Source organism: Aliidiomarina sedimenti (assembly GCF_003986955.1).
Lineage (GTDB): Bacteria > Pseudomonadota > Gammaproteobacteria > Enterobacterales > Alteromonadaceae > Aliidiomarina > Aliidiomarina sedimenti.
This window is the reverse complement of sequence record NZ_PIPN01000003.1, coordinates 224,852-245,067: the sequence shown is the minus strand read 5'-3', so window position 1 is coordinate 245,067 and position 20,216 is coordinate 224,852. Positions and strand designations below refer to the sequence as shown.

At 53.9% G+C, this 20,216-nt stretch carries 23 protein-coding genes; 2 read left to right on the top strand and 21 right to left on the bottom strand.

All coding sequences use genetic code 11. The features are described from left to right. Nucleotides 1-78: 78 nt before the first annotated feature. The 10 genes from CWE12_RS08145 to ccmA are packed head-to-tail and all read right to left on the bottom strand — an operon-like array spanning nt 79 to nt 8,106. Entirely contained in the window at nt 79-996 is a 918-nt protein-coding gene (locus tag CWE12_RS08145) for an MlaA family lipoprotein (RefSeq protein WP_126789202.1), read from the bottom strand. Then, entirely contained in the window at nt 996-2,198 is a 1,203-nt protein-coding gene (gene ccmI / locus CWE12_RS08140; protein ID WP_126789201.1) for a c-type cytochrome biogenesis protein CcmI, read from the bottom strand. Before ccmI ends, CWE12_RS08145 begins: the two co-directional genes overlap by 1 nt. Beyond that, nucleotides 2,195-2,695, bottom strand: coding sequence for a cytochrome c-type biogenesis protein (locus tag CWE12_RS08135; protein WP_126789200.1), 501 nt, complete (start codon nt 2,693-2,695; stop codon nt 2,195-2,197). Before CWE12_RS08135 ends, ccmI begins: the two co-directional genes overlap by 4 nt. Continuing rightward, nucleotides 2,688-3,302 (bottom strand): DsbE family thiol:disulfide interchange protein, encoded by a 615-nt coding sequence (locus CWE12_RS08130; protein ID WP_126789199.1) that lies wholly within the window; start codon nt 3,300-3,302, stop codon nt 2,688-2,690. Before CWE12_RS08130 ends, CWE12_RS08135 begins: the two co-directional genes overlap by 8 nt. Next, the gene (locus tag CWE12_RS08125) at nt 3,299-5,278 is read right to left on the bottom strand and encodes a heme lyase CcmF/NrfE family subunit (protein WP_126789198.1); all 1,980 of its coding nucleotides are present in this window, start codon (nt 5,276-5,278) and stop codon (nt 3,299-3,301) included. Before CWE12_RS08125 ends, CWE12_RS08130 begins: the two co-directional genes overlap by 4 nt. Then, nucleotides 5,275-5,781: a cytochrome c maturation protein CcmE gene (ccmE, locus tag CWE12_RS08120; protein ID WP_126789197.1), complete on the bottom strand. Its 507-nt coding sequence runs from the start codon at nt 5,779-5,781 to the stop codon at nt 5,275-5,277. Before ccmE ends, CWE12_RS08125 begins: the two co-directional genes overlap by 4 nt. Before the next feature lie 24 nt (nt 5,782-5,805). Continuing rightward, a complete protein-coding gene (ccmD, locus tag CWE12_RS08115) occupies nt 5,806-6,030 on the bottom strand; it encodes a heme exporter protein CcmD (protein WP_126789196.1) in 225 nt (74 codons plus the stop codon). Beyond that, entirely contained in the window at nt 6,031-6,783 is a 753-nt protein-coding gene (locus CWE12_RS08110; RefSeq protein ID WP_126789195.1) for a heme ABC transporter permease, read from the bottom strand. Nucleotide 6,784: 1 nt separating this feature from the next. Next, on the bottom strand, nt 6,785-7,468 hold the full coding sequence (ccmB, locus tag CWE12_RS08105) for a heme exporter protein CcmB (protein WP_126789194.1): 684 nt from the start codon (nt 7,466-7,468) through the stop codon (nt 6,785-6,787). Next, nucleotides 7,468-8,106, bottom strand: a complete 639-nt coding sequence (gene ccmA, locus CWE12_RS08100) for a cytochrome c biogenesis heme-transporting ATPase CcmA (protein WP_126789393.1) — start codon at nt 8,104-8,106, stop codon at nt 7,468-7,470. The genes ccmB and ccmA overlap by 1 nt, the downstream gene beginning before the upstream one ends. 117 nt (nt 8,107-8,223) lie before the next feature. Between ccmA and CWE12_RS08095 the strand changes: the two genes are divergently transcribed. Together CWE12_RS08095 and CWE12_RS08090 are read left to right on the top strand one after the other, a co-directional pair. Continuing rightward, entirely contained in the window at nt 8,224-9,306 is a 1,083-nt protein-coding gene (locus tag CWE12_RS08095; protein ID WP_126789193.1) for a hypothetical protein, read from the top strand. A gap of 1 nt (nt 9,307) precedes the next feature. After that, entirely contained in the window at nt 9,308-9,595 is a 288-nt protein-coding gene (locus tag CWE12_RS08090) for an EscU/YscU/HrcU family type III secretion system export apparatus switch protein (protein WP_126789192.1), read from the top strand. Nucleotides 9,596-10,061: 466 nt separating this feature from the next. Here the strand turns inward: CWE12_RS08090 and CWE12_RS08085 are convergent, their stop codons facing one another. The 11 genes from CWE12_RS08085 to flhF form a co-directional block, all read right to left on the bottom strand. Further along, nucleotides 10,062-10,604, bottom strand: coding sequence for a DUF2802 domain-containing protein (locus CWE12_RS08085; protein WP_241984169.1), 543 nt, complete (start codon nt 10,602-10,604; stop codon nt 10,062-10,064). Nucleotides 10,605-10,630: 26 nt separating this feature from the next. Next, complete coding sequence (locus tag CWE12_RS08080; RefSeq protein WP_126789191.1) at nt 10,631-11,137, bottom strand: chemotaxis protein CheW; 507 nt, start codon at nt 11,135-11,137, stop codon at nt 10,631-10,633. Nucleotides 11,138-11,169: 32 nt separating this feature from the next. Continuing rightward, nucleotides 11,170-11,994, bottom strand: a complete 825-nt coding sequence (locus tag CWE12_RS08075) for a chemotaxis protein CheW (RefSeq protein WP_241984168.1) — start codon at nt 11,992-11,994, stop codon at nt 11,170-11,172. Further along, the gene (locus tag CWE12_RS08070) at nt 11,991-12,770 is read right to left on the bottom strand and encodes a ParA family protein (RefSeq protein WP_126789190.1); all 780 of its coding nucleotides are present in this window, start codon (nt 12,768-12,770) and stop codon (nt 11,991-11,993) included. The genes CWE12_RS08075 and CWE12_RS08070 overlap by 4 nt, the downstream gene beginning before the upstream one ends. Nucleotides 12,771-12,779: 9 nt before the next feature. Next, nucleotides 12,780-13,949 (bottom strand): protein-glutamate methylesterase/protein-glutamine glutaminase, encoded by a 1,170-nt coding sequence (locus CWE12_RS08065; RefSeq protein ID WP_126789189.1) that lies wholly within the window; start codon nt 13,947-13,949, stop codon nt 12,780-12,782. Between the two features lie 8 nt (nt 13,950-13,957). Beyond that, complete coding sequence (locus CWE12_RS08060; RefSeq protein ID WP_126789188.1) at nt 13,958-16,009, bottom strand: chemotaxis protein CheA; 2,052 nt, start codon at nt 16,007-16,009, stop codon at nt 13,958-13,960. A gap of 13 nt (nt 16,010-16,022) precedes the next feature. Continuing rightward, nucleotides 16,023-16,787, bottom strand: coding sequence for a protein phosphatase CheZ (locus CWE12_RS08055; protein WP_126789187.1), 765 nt, complete (start codon nt 16,785-16,787; stop codon nt 16,023-16,025). Nucleotides 16,788-16,793: 6 nt separating this feature from the next. Next, on the bottom strand, nt 16,794-17,177 hold the full coding sequence (gene cheY / locus CWE12_RS08050) for a chemotaxis response regulator CheY (RefSeq protein ID WP_126789186.1): 384 nt from the start codon (nt 17,175-17,177) through the stop codon (nt 16,794-16,796). A gap of 104 nt (nt 17,178-17,281) precedes the next feature. Continuing rightward, nucleotides 17,282-18,007 (bottom strand): RNA polymerase sigma factor FliA, encoded by a 726-nt coding sequence (locus CWE12_RS08045; RefSeq protein WP_126789185.1) that lies wholly within the window; start codon nt 18,005-18,007, stop codon nt 17,282-17,284. Continuing rightward, on the bottom strand, nt 18,000-18,869 hold the full coding sequence (locus CWE12_RS08040) for a MinD/ParA family protein (protein ID WP_126789184.1): 870 nt from the start codon (nt 18,867-18,869) through the stop codon (nt 18,000-18,002). Before CWE12_RS08040 ends, CWE12_RS08045 begins: the two co-directional genes overlap by 8 nt. A gap of 12 nt (nt 18,870-18,881) precedes the next feature. After that, nucleotides 18,882-20,213: a flagellar biosynthesis GTPase FlhF gene (flhF, locus tag CWE12_RS08035; RefSeq protein WP_126789183.1), complete on the bottom strand. Its 1,332-nt coding sequence runs from the start codon at nt 20,211-20,213 to the stop codon at nt 18,882-18,884. Between the last annotated feature and the right edge of the window lie 3 nt (nt 20,214-20,216).

The window sequence follows — 20,216 nt, the reverse complement described above, 5'->3', positions numbered from 1 at the left end:
CCTCCGCTTTGCTCATACTTTAGGGTTAATGATTATTCAGCATTGCCTATTCGTCAATACAACTATTTGCACCTGTTGTCAGTTTGCACGTTTAATCGTTTGCCAGGCCTGCTCGTCTTCCCGATCTGACCAGCTTGCGTCACTCTCCGAATGCTCTGCCCAGCTTTCGTCTTCCCAGTTATCCCAGTCGTCCAGATCCTGGTCCCAGCGATCTTCACGCGGCGGTTCACCATCATAGACTTTGTCCCGCCAGTAGGAAAAATAGACGTCACGTACAAACGCGTATTCGTCCAGTGAGCTTTCCAGCATAGGTTCCAGTTCTCTGACTTCCAGACGCTGCTCCAGGCCCCGGATAGCATAGCGCGCCAGGCTTACGTAGAAGTTAAAATAATTGGTTGGCGAGTACAGGTCATCGACAAAGTCACCACCACGATCGACCACCACGGTGGGCCCGATGCCCGGCAACATAATATAGGGCCCATCCGGGCTACCCCAAACGGCCAGGGTTTCGCCAAAGCTTTCTTTATCCTGCTCAAGTCCCATCGGGGTGGCGACATCAAAGAAGCCAAGCAGACCAATAGTGCTATTAAGAACGAAACGTCCTACACTCACTGCCGATGACTTGCCTTTACCCTGCAGCACGTTATTCACCACTGAGCCAGGTTCTGTCAGGTTTTCGGTCATGTTATACAGACCGCTGCGCACCGGCTTAGGAATATAGGACCAGCCCGTTGCCGCTGGAGTCACAAAAAATGGGTCAAGAATATTGCGATTGAAACTCCACATCCTGCGGTTGAACTCTTCCCAGGGGTCGCGATCATCGCTGAAGTCAAACTCCGGTTCACCAGCATCATCTGGTTGCGGGGTGTCCTCTTCAGTGCTGTCGGCAGTTACTGCGTTGTCAGCAGCCTCCTCAGTGGGCGTGCCAGAGCAGGCAGAAAGGGTCAGAACCAGTGCAGGTACCAGCCAAAAAGACCAGAACGTCTTGTGTTTCATTAATGCATCTCAGTAATCGTCAGGTTAACTTGCTGACCTGACTCAGTTTCCAATAAACGTGGGCGTGCTTCCATAACGCCAGGACCAATTTCGATGGTTTCCGCTGTCGTCAGACGCGCACTAACCAGCCAACTTTCGATGGTTACCAGTGTGTGGCCGTCTACCATGGCGTCATTTTCAGTTAATGTCAAAGTGACCGGAAAGTCACTAACTGGCTGCCGAATAACCGCTGCCGGGGCCCTGCTACCGTCCGGGTCGCGAACAAACACGAACAGGTTGGCCTGGGGTGGCATTTCATTGCGCAAGGTTTCACTAATATCGACGGTAACGGTCAGATACACCAAATCGCCGGACAGTCGTGTTTCGACCTGATCCAGGGAAGCCTCAATGGCGGCATAGCGCGGGTCATTACTATCCAGCAACTGCAGCGTGATCTCCCAGGCTTGCCTGGCCTGGGCGTAGTCACCACGTTCAAAGGCGACCACGCCTAATAAACCGAGCGCTTCTGCATTCATCGCGTCCTCGTCAAGGACCTGACGGATATTGCCAGCCGCACGCGCCAGATCATTGTCACTGCCCATCATAATCAGGGCCTGCGCATGGGTAATAAGAGTTGCAGTGCGATTTGGATCAAGTAGCAATGAGCGCTCATAGGCTTCGATAGCCTGCTCAATTTCCCGCATCTGCATCATCACCCGTCCGTACAACAGCCAGGCGCCTGCGTCCGGCTGTTGGTCAAGCCGTTGGCGCAGCCCCAAGGCGAAGGTTTCGACTTCTTCCATACTCGGCTGTTCGCTGCCGTTACCAAGAATACGCTCGCTTAATTCAGGTAGTGCCAGCATGGCGTCGTCCGCCTGGCGTTGCAGTTTCCAGCTGTCGCCAACCACGAAGTACAACACCAGTACCAGCGCCACCAGTAAACCTGCTGGCAACCACATATTGGCGGCTTCTTCGCGCACCGGCTTCTCGTCATCGTCGTTCTCCGCAACAAAGCTCTTCTGCAACTCGAGCAACGCATGGTCATAATCGCTCTCGCTCAGAGTGCCTTCATTACGCTCGCTCTCAAGTTCACGCCGACGGGCTTCGTACAGGGTTCGGTTTGACGCCTGAATACTATAGGCGGCGCTCTGCTGACGTCGCACCCACACCAGGATCAAAACTGCGACCATTAATAGCGCCGCTAATATTGCATACCACATCATCGGCGTTGCTCCTCAGATTGCTCGTCGCTTTGCTCTTCTTTCAGCAATGCATCCAACCGCTGCTGTTCCTGCACCGACAGGTTCAGTGCTTTCTTTTGCCGCTTCGCCATCACCACAATGGTTAGCACCCCGATAATCAAAACCGCCGCCGGACCGAGCCAAAGCACCAGCGTACTGGCATTCAGCGGCGGCTTATAATGCACAAAATCACCGTAGCGCACGCGCATAAACTCGATAATCTCGCCGCGGCTCTGCCCTTCCATCGTCATCTGATAAACCCGTTCGCGAAGGTCCTGAGCCAGCGGCGCATCGGAATCAGCAATCGTCTGATTCTGACATTTAGGGCAGCGCAGCTCGTTAATTAGCTGGCGATACTGACGCTCCTGGGCGTCGGTTTCGAAAGTATAGGTTTCACCACTGGCGCTTGCCGCGGATACAGCGAACAAGGTCCAGCTTAGCAAGGCAAGCAGGCTCAACCATGATAGTGCTTTACTCATCAATGCCTCCCTGCTCACTGTCGCGAGCTAAATGACGGTACGCTTCAGGCACGCTGAGACCGGCCTGTAAGCGCGCGCGGTAGAATATTGGCGCGACCGTTTGCTGCCAGACCCGCTCGTTCATATCACCCACATGGCGGTGTAAGATAATGCCATCGGCGTCAATCACATAGGTTTCCGGCGCGCCATAGACGCCAAGATCCAACGCCAGCATGCCGGTTTGGTCAAACAGATTGATTTGATAAGGATCATCCAGTTCCTGTAACCAGTTGACTGCGGCGGCACGGGAGTCATCTTTGTAATTCAGACCGATAATATAGACCCCCTCTTCGCGCAACGTATTCAAAAAGGTATGCTCGGCATAGCAGGTCGGGCACCAGGTCGCCCACACGTTTAGCAGCATGGGCTCACCACCCAGAATACTCTGGTCATGAGTCTGGTCCGGATTATACAAATCCGGTAATTCAAAAGGCGGCACTTCGCGCCCGACTAATACAGACTCCAGCTTGCTCGGATCCGAGAACAGGCCACTGTACAGGAAGCCCGCCAGGCCAAGAAACGCCAACAGCGGTAACAGAAAAATCAGCGTTTTAAGTTTCTGGTTCATAGCGGCGTCCCTTTCGATGTTTGTCCCATAACCCGTGCCGACTGCCTTTTTAGTCGATAGCGCTTATCAGAAATCGACAAGGCACCACCGAGCGCCATAATTAAAGCACCCGCCCAGATCCAACGTACGAAGGGTTTATAGTGAATACGAAATGCGTAGCTGCCATCGCCAAGCTCATCGCCAAGGGCAATGTAGAGGTCACGGAAAAAGCCAACCTGGAGCCCGGTTTGAGTCATTACCTGGCGGCGCACATTGTAAAAGCGTTTCTCGGTAAACAGGGTTTCAACGTCGCGTTCATTACGGGTAATGTGGATTACCGCTTTATCGCTATGATAATTCGGCCCCTCGATGGCCCGTAACTCCTCGAAGTGGAAGGTATAGCCATGTTCGCTATAACTTTGTCCCGGAGACAGGCGCACGTCGCGCTCCACTTCATAGTTTTGCACCATGGTTATGCCGATCAGCGTCACCGCGAAGCCCAAATGGCCAAGCACCATACCCCAGTGACTCGGACCCAGTTTAACCAGGCTGCTCAGAATGTTATCCCGCTGCGCGATGCGCATTTTGATTTCAGCGACAGAGGCAAACACAATCCACAATGCCAGCAACAGACCTAATACCGCCAGTCCGCTAACCCGTTCTGCAAAGATAGCCGGCAGAGCCCATCCCAACAGTACCGCGAGCGTAAAGGCCAGCAACACCGATTTTTGAATATCGGCCCACTTTTGTCGCCGCCAGCGCACCAGCGGCCCAAGGCCGACCATAAGAGCGAAGGGTATCGTCAGCCACATAAAGACCTGGTCAAAGAAGGGTTCGCCGATTGATATTGAGCCTAAACCCAATTCCTGATGCACCAGAGGTAGTAAGGTGCCGAGCAGAACCACCATGGTCGCTACCACCAGCAGCACATTGTTACCCAGTAGCATCACCTCGCGGGAAAATAATTCGTAACGCGAGTAACTGACCACTTTCGAGGCGCGTAACGCATACAGCAGCAACGAGCCGCCAATGACCACACCAAGGAACCCGAGCAAAAAGGTACCCCGGGCCGGATCAGTAGCAAACGCATGCACCGACACCAAGACCCCGGAGCGGACCAGAAAGGTGCCGAGTAAACTTAAACTAAACGCAGCAATCGCCAGCAACACGGTCCAGGATTTAAAACTACCGCGTTTTTCCGAAACCGCCAGCGAATGCATCAATGCGGTACCGGCCAGCCACGGCATGAAGGACGCGTTTTCTACCGGATCCCAGAACCACCAGCCACCCCAGCCGAGTTCGTAATACGCCCACCAGCTACCCAGGGCGATGCCCACGGTCAGAAATATCCAGGCCGCAATGGTCCACGGACGTGACCAGCGCGCCCAGGACGCATCCAGTCGTCCGCCTAACAGCGCGGCGATAGCAAAAGCGAAGGCCACGGAAAATCCGACATAGCCCATGTACAGCAACGGCGGATGAATGATCATGCCGGGGTCCTGCAACAGCGGATTAAGGTCGTGGCCATCCACTGGGATCATTGGAATGGTGCGGTCAAACGGATTCGAGGTCAGCAGCATAAAGAAGTAGAAGCCGACCCCTATCATCCCCATTACCGCCAGTACCCGGGCGGCAAAAACCAGCGGCAAACGTTTGGAGAACAATGCCAGTGCAGCCGCCCAGCCGGCCTGAATCAACATCCACAGCAGGAACGAGCCTTCATGAGAGCCCCACACTGCGGTTAGTTTGTAAATCGCAGGTAGCTGGGTATTGGAGTTTTGTGCCACATTAAGAATACTGAAATCGCTGACCAGGAAGCCCCAGCACAGGGCAATAAACGAAATCAGAGTGAAGAGGAACATACCATAGGTAAGTGGCCGCGCCATTGCCATTTGCCCGCCGTGACTGCGTGCAACTCCAGTCAGGGGCACCACAGTCAGCAAGAGCGAGAACGCACAGGCAATGACCAGTGAAAAATGTCCAATTTCAGCGATCATTCGTATCCCCCTGAGCCATTGTCGCTCTCTTCCTGCTGTTGATTTGCTGGCGGCACGTGCTCAATACCTTTCAGTGCTTTAGCAAGTTCCGGCGGCATATACTCCTCGTCGTGTTTGGCTAACACCTCGCTGGCACGGATCCGGGTTGATGAAATCAACTCGCCCTGCGCAACAATCCCCTGCCCTTCGCGAAACAGGTCCGGCAGAATACCGGTGTATTCCACCGTAATCTGCGCCGGCCCTTCGTCAATCAGATCAAAGGCAATCGTCAAACCGTCATCAATCCGTTCTACACTGCCCGGCACCACCAGCCCGCCGACGCGCAGGCGCTGGCCAACCTCAGGTTTAACCTGAGCCGCACCTTTGCCTTCCACCAGCTCGGTCGGGGTATAAAATAAATCGATGTTCTGTGACAGTGCATAGAGCACCAGCCCGGTCGCTGCGGCCAGTGTCACCAGAATGATACTGACCATAGTCAGGCGGCGTTTACGTCTTGGGTTCATATGCTACATCTTCAGTGGCTAAATTTAATCGTTACGGGTAGCGCGGGCAGCCTTTGCCGCCCGGGCTTTCTCAATTCGTTCAATGCGTGCCAGTTGTTTCAGTGCTTCGCGACGCAGTGCTTTACGTACATAGAGGGTGTGCCAGGTTAGTATGCCGAGACAGAAAAAAGTTGCAGCGAAGGCACTCCAGACATACGCGGCGTACCCGCCCATAGCCAAAAATTCGGCGAAGCTGTCAAAGTGTCCCATTTACTGACCTCCTTTGAGAATAGCGATAGCCCATGGCCGCCGTACTTCGCGGCGTAGAATTTCATTATTCAGGCGCATGATAACCAGCGCTGCACAGACACCGAGGAACCCAAACAGGTTCACCAACAGCGGCCACAGCATCTCCGCTGGCATAGTAGGGGCTTCCAGCCGGGTCACCATCTGGGTAATCGTCGACCCCTGGTGCAGCGTATTCCACCAGTATACGGAGTAGTGGATGATGGGAATATTAATCACCCCGACCATCGCAAGAATACCGGCCGCCTTAGCGCCGGTACGCTGATCTTCGAATGCCACGTACAACGCCATCACCCCAAGATACAAAAACAGCAGAATCAGTTGCGAAGTCAGTCGCGCATCCCAAATCCACCAGGTCCCCCACATCGGGTGGCCCCAGATAGCACCGGTGAACAGCGATATGAAGGTCAGCACCGCGCCCACCGGGGCAATCGCCATCAGCGCCCATTCGGCGGTGCGGATCTGCCATACCACAGCAATCAAAGCCGCCACAGCCATGCCGACATAAAAGCCCATCGCCCACATCGCGCTTGGCACGTGAATGAAAATAATCCGGTAACTGTCGCCCTGCTGATAGTCGGCAGGGGCAAATACCAGCCCCCAGACCAGCCCCACCGCTAGCAGAACAACGCCCGGCCAGGCAAACCACGGCAGCAGTTTTTTGTTCAGACGATAGGTCGCCTCAGGTTTTGCATAGGGGTGTAACCAACGCCACATATTAATTCACACTCACTTGTAAGGCCGCTTTCACTGCCAGCGGCGATAAACCCAACGCCAGCACCAGAAACGCCGCCATCATTGCTAAAGGGCCAGCGGCTGACAGGTTGTAGGTCGCCGCTTCCAGGGCTGCCGTTGCAAAAATCAGCAGCGGAATTAACAGCGGCAACAGTAATAAACTCAATAAAGCACCACCGCGATTCAGGCTCACCGTGAGTGCCACGCCAATGGCTCCGACAGCACTTAGTACGGGCGTACCCAGCAACAGGGTCACTATCAGTATCGGCAGTGCCTGCATTGGCAGACTTAGCAACAACGCCAGCAGCGGCGATATCAGCAGCAACGGCAGTGCTGTCAGCAGCCAGTGCACAATGACTTTACCCAATACGGCCAGTTCGACCGGACAGGGAAGTAGCAACATGTGCTCCAGGGCACCATCACGGAAATCATCGCGAAACATGCGTTCCAGACCGAGCATCGCAGACAGCAATGCGCTGACCCAAATAACCCCCGGGGCAATGCGCGCTAACGTATCAGCAGATGGGCCAACCGCCAACGGAAATAAAGTTATCACCACCAGCAAAAATATAATGGGATTCAAAAACTCACTGCGCTGGCGCAGCGCCACCCGCAGGTCGCGACGAATAAGCTGCTGCAATAGCGCTGTATTTGAGACTCGTGCCATCACCAACTGTACTCCAGTTGCAAACGGACCAACGAACGTCCAGCCCAGTCCAGCGGCTGATGTGAGGTCAAAATAATCGCTCCACCTGCCTGCAGATGCGCATCGAAACGGCGGTGCAACAAGGCGATCCCCGCCACATCCAGCGATGTAAAAGGTTCATCCAGAATCCACAGCGCCGCGCCGGAAACCCACAGCCGCGCCAGTGCAATACGGCGTTGCTGGCCGGCGGATAAATTTGCCGCCGGAACATCTTCCAGCCCGACCAGGCCCAGTTGAGCAAGCAACTCAAAGGGTGGTTCTGCGCAGGGTTGCCCCTGCGTCGCGGCAAAAAACTCAAGATTTTCCAGCGCAGTCAGCTCCGGCTTAACCGCTGCTTTATGACCGATAAACAGCAAGTCTTGCAGAAACTCGCGACGCACGTGTTGACGTAGCTCACCTTTGTACAGGATGTCACCTGACAGAGGCTGCAAAAGCCCGGCAATGATCCGCAGCAGACTCGATTTGCCTGCCCCATTGGGCCCTTCAATCTGATACAGATGCCCGGGATGCACAGCAAGGTTTAAATCCTCGAACAGGGTCCGCTCACCGCGTACCGAGGTAACTTGTCGAGCTTCGAGTAACGCAGCACTTTGCGCCATACGGCTGTTGTCCCATTTGCCATCGCTAAATGGCCGGCATTTTACCATAACTACAGACAATTTCGCGACTTTACAGGGGTCGTTGATCGCGGCACTATGCAATGAAAGGAGCAAACCATGGACACATCCCTTAGCAACCTGAAGCAAAGCCTGCTGCAACACCTGCTGCGCAATGCCCAGGGTAACAGCGCCGAGAACGTCACCGCGGCAAAACAGGCAGCCAGACTCAGTGCCTTAACCGAGATGCCGGGGGCCGCACGCGGCGACGCCGTGGCCGCCAACCAGACCCGTATCACTTTGCCCCCGACCCTGCGTCAGTTATTTGCTCAGCATCAGCAGGTACACCACCTGCTGCCAACTATCCAGAACAGCGCAGTAGCCTCAACCACTGGTGGAGACAACCCCGCCATGCGCCTGGTTCAGGTATTTGCCAGCCAGCTTGCAACTAACCCTCAGTCATTAACGCCAGAGGCACTCAAAACATTGGTCAGTCAGTGGTTCTCAACCAACCCGGCGCAGGCGTTAAGTAGCGCCCCAATCGCCAGCTCCGCCAGTTGGCTGCAAAGTCTTTCACCCATGTTACTCCTGACGTTGTTACAACGGCTGCCCGACGGCCCCGTACGCCAGCTGCTGAACCAGCTATTCGGGCAACAACCCGCTCCTGCGACTACCGCACAAGCAGGCGCTACCCCAGCGCACAGCCCGCTAGCCAACCTGCTTAGCAACAGCGGATTAAGCAATCAACTGCAAGGCAGTCTCAATGACATTCGACTCAGTCAGGTCCTGCTTGCCGACAGCAGTGCAAACCAACAACCCGACTACTACCTGGTGCTACCCTATCAGTTACAGCAACACCCCAGACATCTCGAGCTCCTGCTACGTAAACGCTCGCGCCAACACAACCAGCAACAGCAAACCTACTGGCTGTTCAGCATGCGTTTTGAAACCAGCAGTGCCGGCCCTATTCTGGCCAAAGGCCGTTACCAGCAGCAACAGAACGACGAGCAGGCGCCAAGCGCCCAGCTGCGCCTCTACACCCAGGGAGAAGCACAACGAGAGACCGTACAGCAACACCTCAAGCGCCTCGACAGCAAACTCAAAGCAGCCGGCATTCAACACCTCGACAGCGAAGTCCACGTCGGCCGGGTACCGGACACCCTCGCCCCTCAACCCCACGAACTCGTAAAAGTGAGAGGCTAAGATGGCAGATAAACCAGAAAGGCGCGCCATAGGACTCTACTACTCAGGCAACAAAGGGTCAGCTAACCATGATCCCAGCGCCGCCCCCACCGTCATCGCCAAAGGCTTCAACGAGCTCGCCGACGAGATCATCCGCCTCGCCAAAGAGCACAACGTCCTCGTCCACGAAGATCCCGAACTCGCCAACTTCCTCTCCCGCCTCGACGTCGGCGACGAAATCCCGCGCGAACTCTACGTCATCATCGCCGAACTCATCGCCTTCGCCACCTGGCTCGACCTCAAAGCCTGACCACCCAGCTTCGGAGGAGGTTGGCGTCGGCTTGTGCATAGGGGCTCCGGGACATTTGGCGCGGGGGAGGAATGGGCCTGGCCAGGTTGGCTTTGCGGAGCATCAGACATGTGTTTGCTGGGACGCCGTAAACCCTTCCCTGGGGGCTCGGCTCGCGCATCCCTGCGCGAGACGCCCAGCAAAGCACATCGTCTGATACTCCGCGCCAACCTGACCATGCCCATTCCTACTCGCATCCTGGTACCCCTAGAACACTTCATACTCGAGGATTGCAGGGGACAACCCGCTAAGCGCTAAGGCTCAGGGACGTTTGGCGCGGGGGAGAAGGTGATGTGCTTTGCCGGGTGTCGGCCGCAGGGATGCGGCCGTCAAGCCCCCAGGGACGGGTTTACGGCGTCCCGGGAAACACTCACCTTCTCCCCCGCACAGCCAAATGTTCCTGAGCCGTGCGGACCCGCGTGCGGGGTTAGTCGCGGCGGTGGAGGGAAATCAGTAGTTCGGCTTCGTTGCGGGGGATTTCGCAGTCTTTCATCAGGTCTTCGACACTGGCGCCTTTTTCGACCAATTTGGCAGCGCGTTGGTAGAAACGGCTTTCTGGGGTTTGTTCTTCGACTTCGGCCTGGCGTTCTTCCAACGCGTTTTGCATATCCTGCAGCGATTTTTGTTGCGCTTGCAGTGCTTCCTGCTGTTGGCGTAACTCAGCGAAGCTTTGTTCTAATGCCTGCTGAGTTTTCTCCAGTGCACTAAACTGCTCGTCCAGTTTTTGCTGGGTTGCAATAACGGGCTCTGTAGCGGTTTGCGTTTCTTTTCTGGCTGCGGTTTTGGCCGCTTTCTCGGCGGCTGTTTCGGCAACGGCTTTCGCCGATACCTGGGCAGCATCGGTAATTGCCTGGGCGGCGCGCACCATATCCTGGCGCTGTCTGACCAGCGCTATAACCACAACTATAACGCCGGCCAACGCGGCCAGCGCAATGCTCATACTCAACCAATTAGCAAATAACAAGTGCATGATGTCCTGTGCTTGCGGGGTCGCGATTAAATACGCGAGATCTCATCCCACTCTTCGTCAGTAAGTAGCTTATTGAGGTCGACCAGAATTAATAGCTCGCCATCGCGATTACTTACGCCCTGAATAAACTTAGCGCTTTCTTCGGTGCCAACATTCGGTGCACTGTCGATCTCTGAGGTACGCAGGTACACTACTTCGGCAACGCTGTCGACCAGGATGCCGATAACCTGTTGTTCTGCTTCGATAATAACCACACGGCTATTTTCGGTCACTTCGTGAGTTGGCAGGCCAAAACGGGTGCGGGTGTCGATGACGGTTACCACGTTACCACGCAGATTAATTATTCCCAGCACGTAGTCAGGTGCGCCCGGAACTGGCGCAATCTCGCTATAGCGAAGCACTTCCTGGACCTGCATTACATTAATGCCGTAGGTTTCCTCTTCTAAACGAAAAGTCACCCATTGCAGGATCTGGTCGTCGCCTTCTTTGGCGGTCTGGTTCTTAAGACTGCGATTATCGTATTTGTCGCTCATAGTGCTCACCGTTACTCCATTGAGTCAGGCGCTTAGTCCTGACTGTTTAAACCTTTTTCCAGCATGTCTACCATAGCATCGACGTCGAGAATGGCGCACATTTTTTCGCGCACCACACCCGCCAGCCAGGGGCGTTTAGAGCCTTCGCCTTTTCGCCACTGAACGTCTTCCGGTGACAACGACTCTGTCGTCACCAGGGTTTCACATGCTAGCCCCCACTGGCTTTCGCCAAGCATAATAAGGTACTGATAATTAATTGATTCTGCTAACTCTGGTGTATATTTCTCTGGCATGACCCAACGCGCGGTGTCGACTACATTGAGCTTCTCATCGCGGTTGGTCATGATACCAAGGTACCAGTCCGGCTTGCCAAAAATTGTATTCGCTTCTTTCCACTGGTGAATACCACCCAGACTTTTCAGTGGTACTGCCAGCTTGAGCCCGGCGACACTAAAAAACAGCGCCTGAAAATCGCCCTGTTTATAGTTTTCCATGTTGCTAACCGGAGGCGGCGGTACATCTATCAATGCTTCGCCCTGCGCTTGCTCAGCCTGTTTTTCAAGCTGCGCTGCCATTTCGGCCTCTTGCTGACGTTCCAGTTCAAGCAGTCGCTGCTGTTCAGCCTGCTTTTTCGCAACTGCGGCCTGTTCAGCCTGTACCCTGGCCTGCGTCTCGGTTTCCGCCTGGGCCTCCGCCTGCTCATGCTCGCGCAAGGTGGCCTGGGCCAGTAGCCGTTCAAGCTCGGCTGTATTCTTCTCTGCTACCGGGGCCGATTCGGGCTGGCTGGCTGGCGTTTTTTCGTCAAACAGCAAAGCGTCAAGGTATTCATGCATTGCTAACTTCTGGTCGCGGCTCATGCGGAGGCCTCCTGACTTAGCAAGACCTGCAACAAGCCTTTATACGCAAACGCCCCCCGACTGCCTTTTGCATACATCGATATCGGGGTCTGTGCGGTACTGGCGTCGCGGAACTTGGTGTCGATCGGGATCATGCCGTTCCATACTAACTTGCCATGCTTGCGTCGCAGTTCCTGATAGGCTTCCAGAGATGCCTTGGTACGTCGGTCATACATGGTCGGTACTATGGTGATGTCATGGGTCAGGCCCTTTGAATCCTGCACCATGTCCAGCGTTCCCATCATTCGGTCAAGGCCTTTCAGCGCCAGGAACTCGGTCTGCACTGGTACGATAACCCGGTTTGCAGCCGCCAGTGCGTTGATCATAAGGACGCCCAGTACCGGCGGAACGTCGATTAAAATAAAGTCGAAATCATCTTCAAGCAATTTACGCACGCGACGCAATAACAAACCCATTCCGCTTTGCGGACCGAGTTTACGGTCTAAAGTAGCCAATGCCATACTCGCTGGCATGACTGATAAATTTTCAAACCGGGTCGGCTGTATAACATTGGTTACCTGCTCTTTATCCACTTCTTTACCGTGCATGAACAGGTCATAGAGGGTGGCACTGCCATCCTCGCCGTCTATATCGAAATAATAGGTTAGCGACGCATGCGGGTCGGTGTCGATAAGTAGCACTCGCTTACCTTTTTCTGCCAGCATGCCGCCTAAACTGACCGTGGTGGTTGTTTTACCCACACCGCCTTTCTGGTTTGCTATTGCCCATACTATCAAGTGACGCTCCTATGTATATCCGACTTCACGCAGAATCTTACCGGCCATCTGGTCCAGTGAATAACTTTGTGTAGCAATACCGGCCGCGGTCACTGCTTGCGGCATACCATAGACGACACAGGATTCCTGATCCTGCGCCCAGATAGTCGCACCTTGGTCTTTCAGCATCCGGCACCCCTCGCGTCCATCAGCGCCCATCCCGGTCAGGATCACGCCGAATACCTCACCGCCGAACACCTTGCTCAACGAGGCAAAGGTCAAGTCCACGCTGGGTCGATAGGTGATGCGTTCGCTGTCATCAGCACGAATACGCAACCGGGCCTGACCGGCGCGACCATCGGCCAGCATTTGCATGCCGCCGGGTGCCAGGTAGGCGGTACCAGGCCGCAACACATCGCCGTCTTCAGCCTCTTTCACGGTAATCTTGCACAGACCGTCTAAACGTTGGGCGAAGGCTTTAGTAAATGAGGCAGGCATATGCTGAACGAGCACTATCGGATACGGAAAGTTCGCTGGAATACTGGTCAGAATTTTTTGCAGCGCGACAGGTCCCCCTGTCGAGGTGCCTATGGCAAATAATTTGTATCGCGAGTTTGTTTGCAGCTGATTTCCAGGCAAGCCCTCATCAGCACTGCCGGTTGAAGCTTTGGCGGCAGGGCTCAGCACAGGCCGCTGAGGACGAGACGCCGGTGGTACACTGACTGTACTGCTTCGCTCACGCAACGACGTCGCCGATTTTTCGGGCCGTCTTACAGGCGTGCTTGCTGGCCGGCGCATCCCAGGTTTGCGAGCAATCTCACGTACCCGCTGCTGCAACACAGCAACCGCATCATCACGGTTGCGTGCTATATCTTCGAATTTTTTCGGTAAGAAATCAACCGCACCAGCCTCAAGTGCATCCAGGGTCGCTTTGGCACCTTCATGGGTCAGCGAGCTGAACATCAAAATCGCGGTCGGTGATTCGGCCATGATTTGACGCACAGCACTAATACCATCGAGTACCGGCATTTCGATATCCATGGTAATCACGTCGGGTTTCAACGACCTGGCTTCACGCACGGCTGCTGCGCCATCTGCGGCGGTGCCTATGACTTCAATATTGTCATCAGCATTGAGAATTTCACTGACCCGGCGACGAAAAAAGCTGGAGTCGTCTACAACTAAAACACGAACCGTCATGCGCAGCCTTACCGTCTTGCGTAATGTTTCAGCAGATTTGGTGTATCCAGAATCAAGGCAATACCCCCATCGCTGGTAATAGTCGCACCGGCCATGCCTGGTGTACCTTGTAGCAGGCGGTCAAGCGGCTTAATCACCACTTCTTCCTGACCTATCAGACCATCAACAACAAAACCTACCTGTTGCGTGCCTAACTGAACCACGACCACATGCCCTACCGTAGGCCGCTGTTTGCGGTCAGCACCGCGTCTTAACCAGTGCTCAAGGTAGAACAATGGAATCGCTTTCTCACGCACTATCATCGTACGCTGGCCATCGACGGTATTAATCAGCTCCTGATCAAGGCCGATAATTTCGCTAACCTGAGCCAGTGGCAGCGCAAAGGTTTGCTTCGCTACCAGCACCATCAGGGTTGGCAGAATGGCCAGGGTCAATGGCAGTTTAATCTGCAATATGGTGCCGCGGCCTAATTCAGAGTCAATCTTAACCGAGCCATTGAGCTGGTTGATTTTGGTTTTCACCACATCCATGCCCACACCACGGCCGGAGACGTCTGAGATCTCCACCTTGGTCGAGAAACCGGCTGCAAAGATAAGATTGTAAGCCTCTTCGTCGCTCATTCGAGCGGCGGAGTCTTCATCCAGGATGCCTTTGCTAATCGCTATGCTCTTGAGCTTTTCTGCATCCATACCAGCACCATCATCGGTGATGGTAAGCAGAATATGATCCCCTTCCTGTGAGGCAGCAAGCTTAACGTTACCTACCCGTGGCTTACCGTTTTTCTCCCGCACATCAGGGGTTTCAATACCGTGGTCAACCGCATTGCGAACCAAATGCACCAAGGGGTCCGCCAGTGCTTCAACCAGGTTTTTATCCAGATCAGTTTCTTCGCCTTCAAGTTCGAGGCTGATTTCTTTTTTCAATGTACGTGCAAGGTCACGAACCACGCGCGGGAAGCGTCCGAACACTTTCTTCACCGGCTGCATGCGGGTCTTCATCACTGCACCTTGCAGATCACCAGTCACGACATCCAGGTTGGCGATGGTTTTGCTTAGCTCTTCATCGTCAATATCCTGCTTACTATCCAGACTCAGCAGGCGGTTACGTACCAATACCAGCTCTCCGACCATATTCATGATGTCGTCTAAGCGCTTGGTATCCACCCGCACCGTCGTCTCAGCAGCTGGTGCAGTCGGCTTCGCCGGGGCTTTTCCAGTACTGCTCGCGGCAGGCGCTGGCGCTTTTGCAGCAGCGGTTTGCTCCGGTGCTGGCTGTTTGGCTTCAAACTTACCTTTGCCGTGCAAATCATCGAGCAAGGATTCGAATTCATCATCGCTGATTTCATCGCCTTTAGCGTTGTCATTACCGGACGCAGCAGGCTTAGCAGGTGCCTTGGGCGCTTCTTGCTGAGCCTTTTCCGGGGCCTTTTCCGGCGCTTTGCCACCACCGTGGATTTCATCCAACAGTGCTTCAAATTCATCGTCGGTAATGTCGTCATCCGATGCCGCTGGCTTCGGTGCTGGCGCTGCAGTGGCTTTTTTATTGCCGTGCAGTTCGTCCAGTAGCGATTCAAATTCGTCTTCGGTTATTTCGTCAACACCGCCGTCACCTTCGACCTTAGTGCTTGTTTCAGCTGCTGCCGGCGCCGCTATTGGTGCCTCATCCTCGCTTTCCGGACGACTCAGGGCAGTTAACGTCTGCAGTAACTCCGGCGTCGCAGGGATCGGTTCTTCACGTGCCTGGACCTGAGCAAACTGGGCATTGATGGTGTCGAGTGACTGCAGAATAACATCCATAAGTTCTGCAGAAACAGAGCGCTGACCATTGCGTAGGGTATCAAAGACATTCTCGGCACCGTGGCAGGTGTCAACTAACTCAGTTAGCGACAAAAATCCGGCACCGCCTTTAACAGTATGGAATCCGCGGAAAATTGCATTCAGCAGATCGCGATTTTCAGGGTCGTTTTCAAGCTGCACCAATTGTTCGGACAACAGCTCAAGGATCTCCCCCGCTTCAATCAAAAAGTCCTGTAGAATATCTTCATCTACATCAAAGCTCATGCGCTCGGTGCTCCTAGAATCCTAAACTGGACAACAAATCATCAACTTCATCCTGCCCTTGCACCACATCCTGGCGTTCATCAGGGTTTATCACCGGGCCTTCAGCTCCGATAGGATCAGCTTTTTTCTTATTGTCTGTGTTGCTTCGCTCTGCTCTGGCGCGTTCCTGATCGCCAAACACTCGTAACAGCTCTATCAGACTGACTTCTACTTCATGCACCAACTCGATAACCCGGCGGATAACCTGCCCGGTCAAGTCCTGAAAATCCTGAGCCATTAACACTTCAGTTAACAGGCCTTGCAGATGTGCAGAGTCGCCTCTGGCTTGCTTAATAAACTTATCGACCTGATGACAGAGAGCTTTAAATTCGCTTAGCTCGATATCACGGCCCATCAGTTTATCCCAGGCCGGCTCAATCGATGCTGTCTCTGTGGCCAGCTTATCCGCTAACGGTAAACTGGCTTCGACCGCATCCATCGTTCGGTTTGCAGCATCTTCAGTGCGCTGCATCACGTAATGTAAACGGTTCTTAGCATCAGGAAGATCATCAGCAGTCATCTGTTCGATACGTGGATCAAGCTGAAAGTCGGACAAGGAGTCATGCAATTGACGCGTCAGCTTACCAACCGAATTGAAAAGTCCTTCACTTGACTTGTCTTTCAAGCGCATGAACATCTGGTCGGCCTGCGCTTGCTGACCACTTTCAAGTAAAGTGACCAGCTCCTGCGCCTGTTCGAGTGTGATTGCTGGAGTTTGAGCCTGCGTTGTATCCCCCATCGCCGCTTAACCCAACCGCTCGAAAACTTTATCCAGCTTTTCTTTCAGTGTTGCTGCAGTAAAAGGTTTTACTATATATCCATTGACGCCGGCTTGAGCTGCCTCAATGATTTGTTCACGTTTAGCTTCTGCCGTTACCATCAGCACCGGGATTTCTTTCAATCCGTCATCGGCGCGAATTGCGCGTAACAGATCAATACCCTGCATGCCCGGCATGTTCCAGTCAGTGACCACGAAATCGAAGTCACCGGACTGTAGCATCGGCAACGCGGTGGTACCGTCGTCAGCCTCTTCAATGTTGGTGAACCCAAGGTCACGCAACAGGTTTTTTATAATGCGACGCATCGTGGAGAAATCGTCCACGACCAAGATCTTCATACCTTTATCCAAAGTACCCTCCACTGAGGCATTTGTAATTAATGTTATTTTTCGGATACGTCATCATGACACACCCGCACCTTTATTTGAATCGTTTGCAAGGTTGCGTGGCAGCCTTACGACGTCCAATCCTGCATCCGTGACTTCAGCCGCATCATTGCCTGACTATGGATCTGGCTGACCCGGGACTCACTGACACTCAGTACTTCACCAATTTCTTTCAGGTTCAGTTCTTCGTCATAATACAGTGACAATACCAGTGCTTCGCGTTCAGGCAAAGTCCGAATTGTCGAGGACAGCGCATTTTGGAATGCATCCTGCTCAATATCATTGAAAGGGCCGTCAAACGAAGCGTCCTGTTTATCTGACAACAGCACGTCGTCGGTGACCCCCAGATCTTCGATGCCAATCATACGACCAGAGCGGACATCATTCAAAATTGAATGATACTCTTCAAGCCCCATATCCAGTCTTTTCGCCACATCTACGTCGCGCGCATCGCGCCCGGTTTCAGACTCTACTTCGCGGATCGCATCGGCAATCAGACGTCCGTTGCGGTGAACCGAGCGCGGGGCCCAGTCACCACGCCGAATTTCATCCAGCATGGCACCGCGTATCCGGATACCAGCAAAGGTTTCAAAACTAGCGCCTTTACCGTGATCGAAGTTACCCGCCGCTTCCAACAGCCCAATCATGCCGGCCTGGATCAAGTCATCTACTTGCACGCTGGCTGGCAACCGCGCCACCATATGGTGAGCAATGCGCTTCACCAGATTACTATGCTGCTCAACGATTTGTGTGCGATTATCGACGGTTGTAGCGTAGCCTGTCGCTTTATTCATTGGCCACCCCTTTGTACATGCTGGGTTTCTGAACCAGTTGTTCAATGAAAAATTCTAAATGACCGCTCGCCTGAGCCTGCACCGGCCAGCGCGCGGCTCGGTGTGCCAGCGCTTTAAATGCTAATGACGACGGTGACTTCGGCGCGGCCTGAACAATTAACTGTTGGCGGCGTACACATTTACGCAGATTCTCATCGTACGGCACAATCGCCGCCAGCTCCAACGCTACATCAAGAAACCGATCGGTCACCTTGGTCAGTTTGTTAAACAGCACCTGCCCTTCGCGCATGGTGCGAACCATATTTGCTATCACTTTAAAGCGGAATACATTGTGCTCACGGCTAAGAACCTTGACCAGCGCATAAGCATCGGTGATTGAAGTCGGCTCGTCACAGACCACCAGTACCACATCCTGCGCAGCGCGGGAAAAGCTCAGAACCATCTCTGAGATACCCGCGGCGGTATCCACAATCAATACATCGAAGTCATCCTGCAAGGTACTGAATGCGCGAATCAGCCCGGCATGTTCAGCGGCAGACAGTTCCACCATGTTGCGCGACCCCGAGGTTGCCGGCACAATTTTAATTCCAGCAGGGCCCTCGACCAGAATATCTTCCAGGTCACATTCACCGGCAAGTACGTGAGAAATATTTTTCCGCACCCGCAGGCCAAGCATGACGTCCACATTGGCAAGGCCTAAGTCGGCATCCAGCACCAGCACGCGCTGGCCCTGTTCAGCCATCGCTACCGCCATATTCAGTGACACATTGGTTTTACCCACACCGCCCTTGCCACCTGTCACAGCAATTACTTTGACCATGCTCTGTTTCATCATTTTGCGTAAACCGCTTGCTTGATCCATCACATTCTTCTCTTATAGCTGCTGCGACGCGTTGGCCTGGGGGACAAAAGGCGCTGCTTCGGCGTTAGTGGTCATATTCTCTGCAGCCTTACGCACCAGCGTTTTCGCGTCTGCAATGTGAATATCCTCAGGCACTTGTTGACCATCGGTCAGGTAGCTAATTGGTAAGCCGTTGTTAATCGCTGTACTAAGTACCTCGCCCAGGCTCAGTGATTCATCAAGCTTGGTAAAGATACATCCGCATAGCGGGATCTTCTTGAACTGACGCACAATCTCGTTTTGTACTGGTGCCTGCGCAGTCGATGACAGCACCAGGTAAGGCCGGATTTTAAGCCGCGTATTGTCCATCAATGTCGCCAGTTGCTCACTCAGGCGCAAATCTCGCTGTCCCATGCCGGCGGTATCAATCAGCACTAACTTGCGTTGCCGGAACTGCAACAGAACCGCATTTAACTCGTCTGCATCTTTGGCTACTTTAATCGGGCAACCAATGATCCGAGCGTACGTCTGTAGCTGCTCACTGGCTGCTATACGGAAGGTATCCGTGGTGACCAGCGCCACGTCGTCGGGACTGTGCATCTGTGCATAGCGCGCCGCCAGCTTGGCAATGGTGGTCGTTTTGCCGACCCCTGTAGGGCCTACCAGCGCGACCACGCCACCCTGACTTAAAATGTCATTTTTGGTCGTGCCTATCTGTCCTTCAATCAGATCCAGCGTTTGCTCCCAGGCTTGCTCATCATTGAGGCCCTCAGGAATGAAACAGCTAATCTGGTCTGCAACCTGCTCCGTAAACCCAAGTCGCATCAACTTTTTAATCAGCATTGCGCGGGTTGGTTCGTTGCGCTCGATCTCTTGCCACATCAGGCCAGAGACCTGTTGCTCCAGCATTTGCCGGATTGCTGACATGTCCGATTTCATCGCACTAATGGTGGCATCGTGGTCTTCCAACGGTCTCATTTTGAAATCAGTCGAGGCCTCAGCATGTTTGCCTGAACTGCTTCCGTTGGCACGCTGCTGACCATTTGCTGCTGACGGCTCGGCCCGGTTTGTCTCGTCATTCGTTTCTTCACCAGCCGCCTTCGCGCCTTCTTCCTGGCGCGCCAGCAATGCTTCGAGTGAATTGGCAATCGCCTCTTTCTTTTCCTCGCCGCCTCTTATCGCTTTGCCTCGTGCCGCGTTGCCATTTTTCGCCTTGGGATCAGGTTCCTGGTCAAAGGCCGCCATAATTTCAACGCCACCATTGACGCGTTTGTTCGACATGATGACAGCATCCGGCCCTAAGGTGTCTTTCACCTCTGCCAGCGCTGAACGCATATCCTTGCCAAAAAAACGTTTAATCTTCACTTA

Bases quoted from the DNA above. Each gene is read 5' to 3' on its own strand.
- CWE12_RS08145 (WP_126789202.1), bottom strand. From the start codon at position 996: ATGAAACACAAGACGTTCTGGTCTTTTTGGCTGGTACCTGCACTGGTT.
- ccmI (WP_126789201.1), bottom strand. From the start codon at position 2,198: ATGATGTGGTATGCAATATTAGCGGCGCTATTAATGGTCGCAGTTTTG.
- CWE12_RS08135 (WP_126789200.1), bottom strand. From the start codon at position 2,695: ATGAGTAAAGCACTATCATGGTTGAGCCTGCTTGCCTTGCTAAGCTGG.
- CWE12_RS08130 (WP_126789199.1), bottom strand. From the start codon at position 3,302: ATGAACCAGAAACTTAAAACGCTGATTTTTCTGTTACCGCTGTTGGCG.
- CWE12_RS08125 (WP_126789198.1), bottom strand. From the start codon at position 5,278: ATGATCGCTGAAATTGGACATTTTTCACTGGTCATTGCCTGTGCGTTC.
- ccmE (WP_126789197.1), bottom strand. From the start codon at position 5,781: ATGAACCCAAGACGTAAACGCCGCCTGACTATGGTCAGTATCATTCTG.
- ccmD (WP_126789196.1), bottom strand. From the start codon at position 6,030: ATGGGACACTTTGACAGCTTCGCCGAATTTTTGGCTATGGGCGGGTAC.
- CWE12_RS08110 (WP_126789195.1), bottom strand. From the start codon at position 6,783: ATGTGGCGTTGGTTACACCCCTATGCAAAACCTGAGGCGACCTATCGT.
- ccmB (WP_126789194.1), bottom strand. From the start codon at position 7,468: ATGGCACGAGTCTCAAATACAGCGCTATTGCAGCAGCTTATTCGTCGC.
- ccmA (WP_126789393.1), bottom strand. From the start codon at position 8,106: ATGGCGCAAAGTGCTGCGTTACTCGAAGCTCGACAAGTTACCTCGGTA.
- CWE12_RS08095 (WP_126789193.1), top strand. From the start codon at position 8,224: ATGGACACATCCCTTAGCAACCTGAAGCAAAGCCTGCTGCAACACCTG.
- CWE12_RS08090 (WP_126789192.1), top strand. From the start codon at position 9,308: ATGGCAGATAAACCAGAAAGGCGCGCCATAGGACTCTACTACTCAGGC.
- CWE12_RS08085 (WP_241984169.1), bottom strand. From the start codon at position 10,604: ATGCACTTGTTATTTGCTAATTGGTTGAGTATGAGCATTGCGCTGGCC.
- CWE12_RS08080 (WP_126789191.1), bottom strand. From the start codon at position 11,137: ATGAGCGACAAATACGATAATCGCAGTCTTAAGAACCAGACCGCCAAA.
- CWE12_RS08075 (WP_241984168.1), bottom strand. From the start codon at position 11,994: ATGAGCCGCGACCAGAAGTTAGCAATGCATGAATACCTTGACGCTTTG.
- CWE12_RS08065 (WP_126789189.1), bottom strand. From the start codon at position 13,949: ATGACGGTTCGTGTTTTAGTTGTAGACGACTCCAGCTTTTTTCGTCGC.
- CWE12_RS08060 (WP_126789188.1), bottom strand. From the start codon at position 16,009: ATGAGCTTTGATGTAGATGAAGATATTCTACAGGACTTTTTGATTGAA.
- CWE12_RS08055 (WP_126789187.1), bottom strand. From the start codon at position 16,787: ATGGGGGATACAACGCAGGCTCAAACTCCAGCAATCACACTCGAACAG.
- CWE12_RS08045 (WP_126789185.1), bottom strand. From the start codon at position 18,007: ATGAATAAAGCGACAGGCTACGCTACAACCGTCGATAATCGCACACAA.
- CWE12_RS08040 (WP_126789184.1), bottom strand. From the start codon at position 18,869: ATGGATCAAGCAAGCGGTTTACGCAAAATGATGAAACAGAGCATGGTC.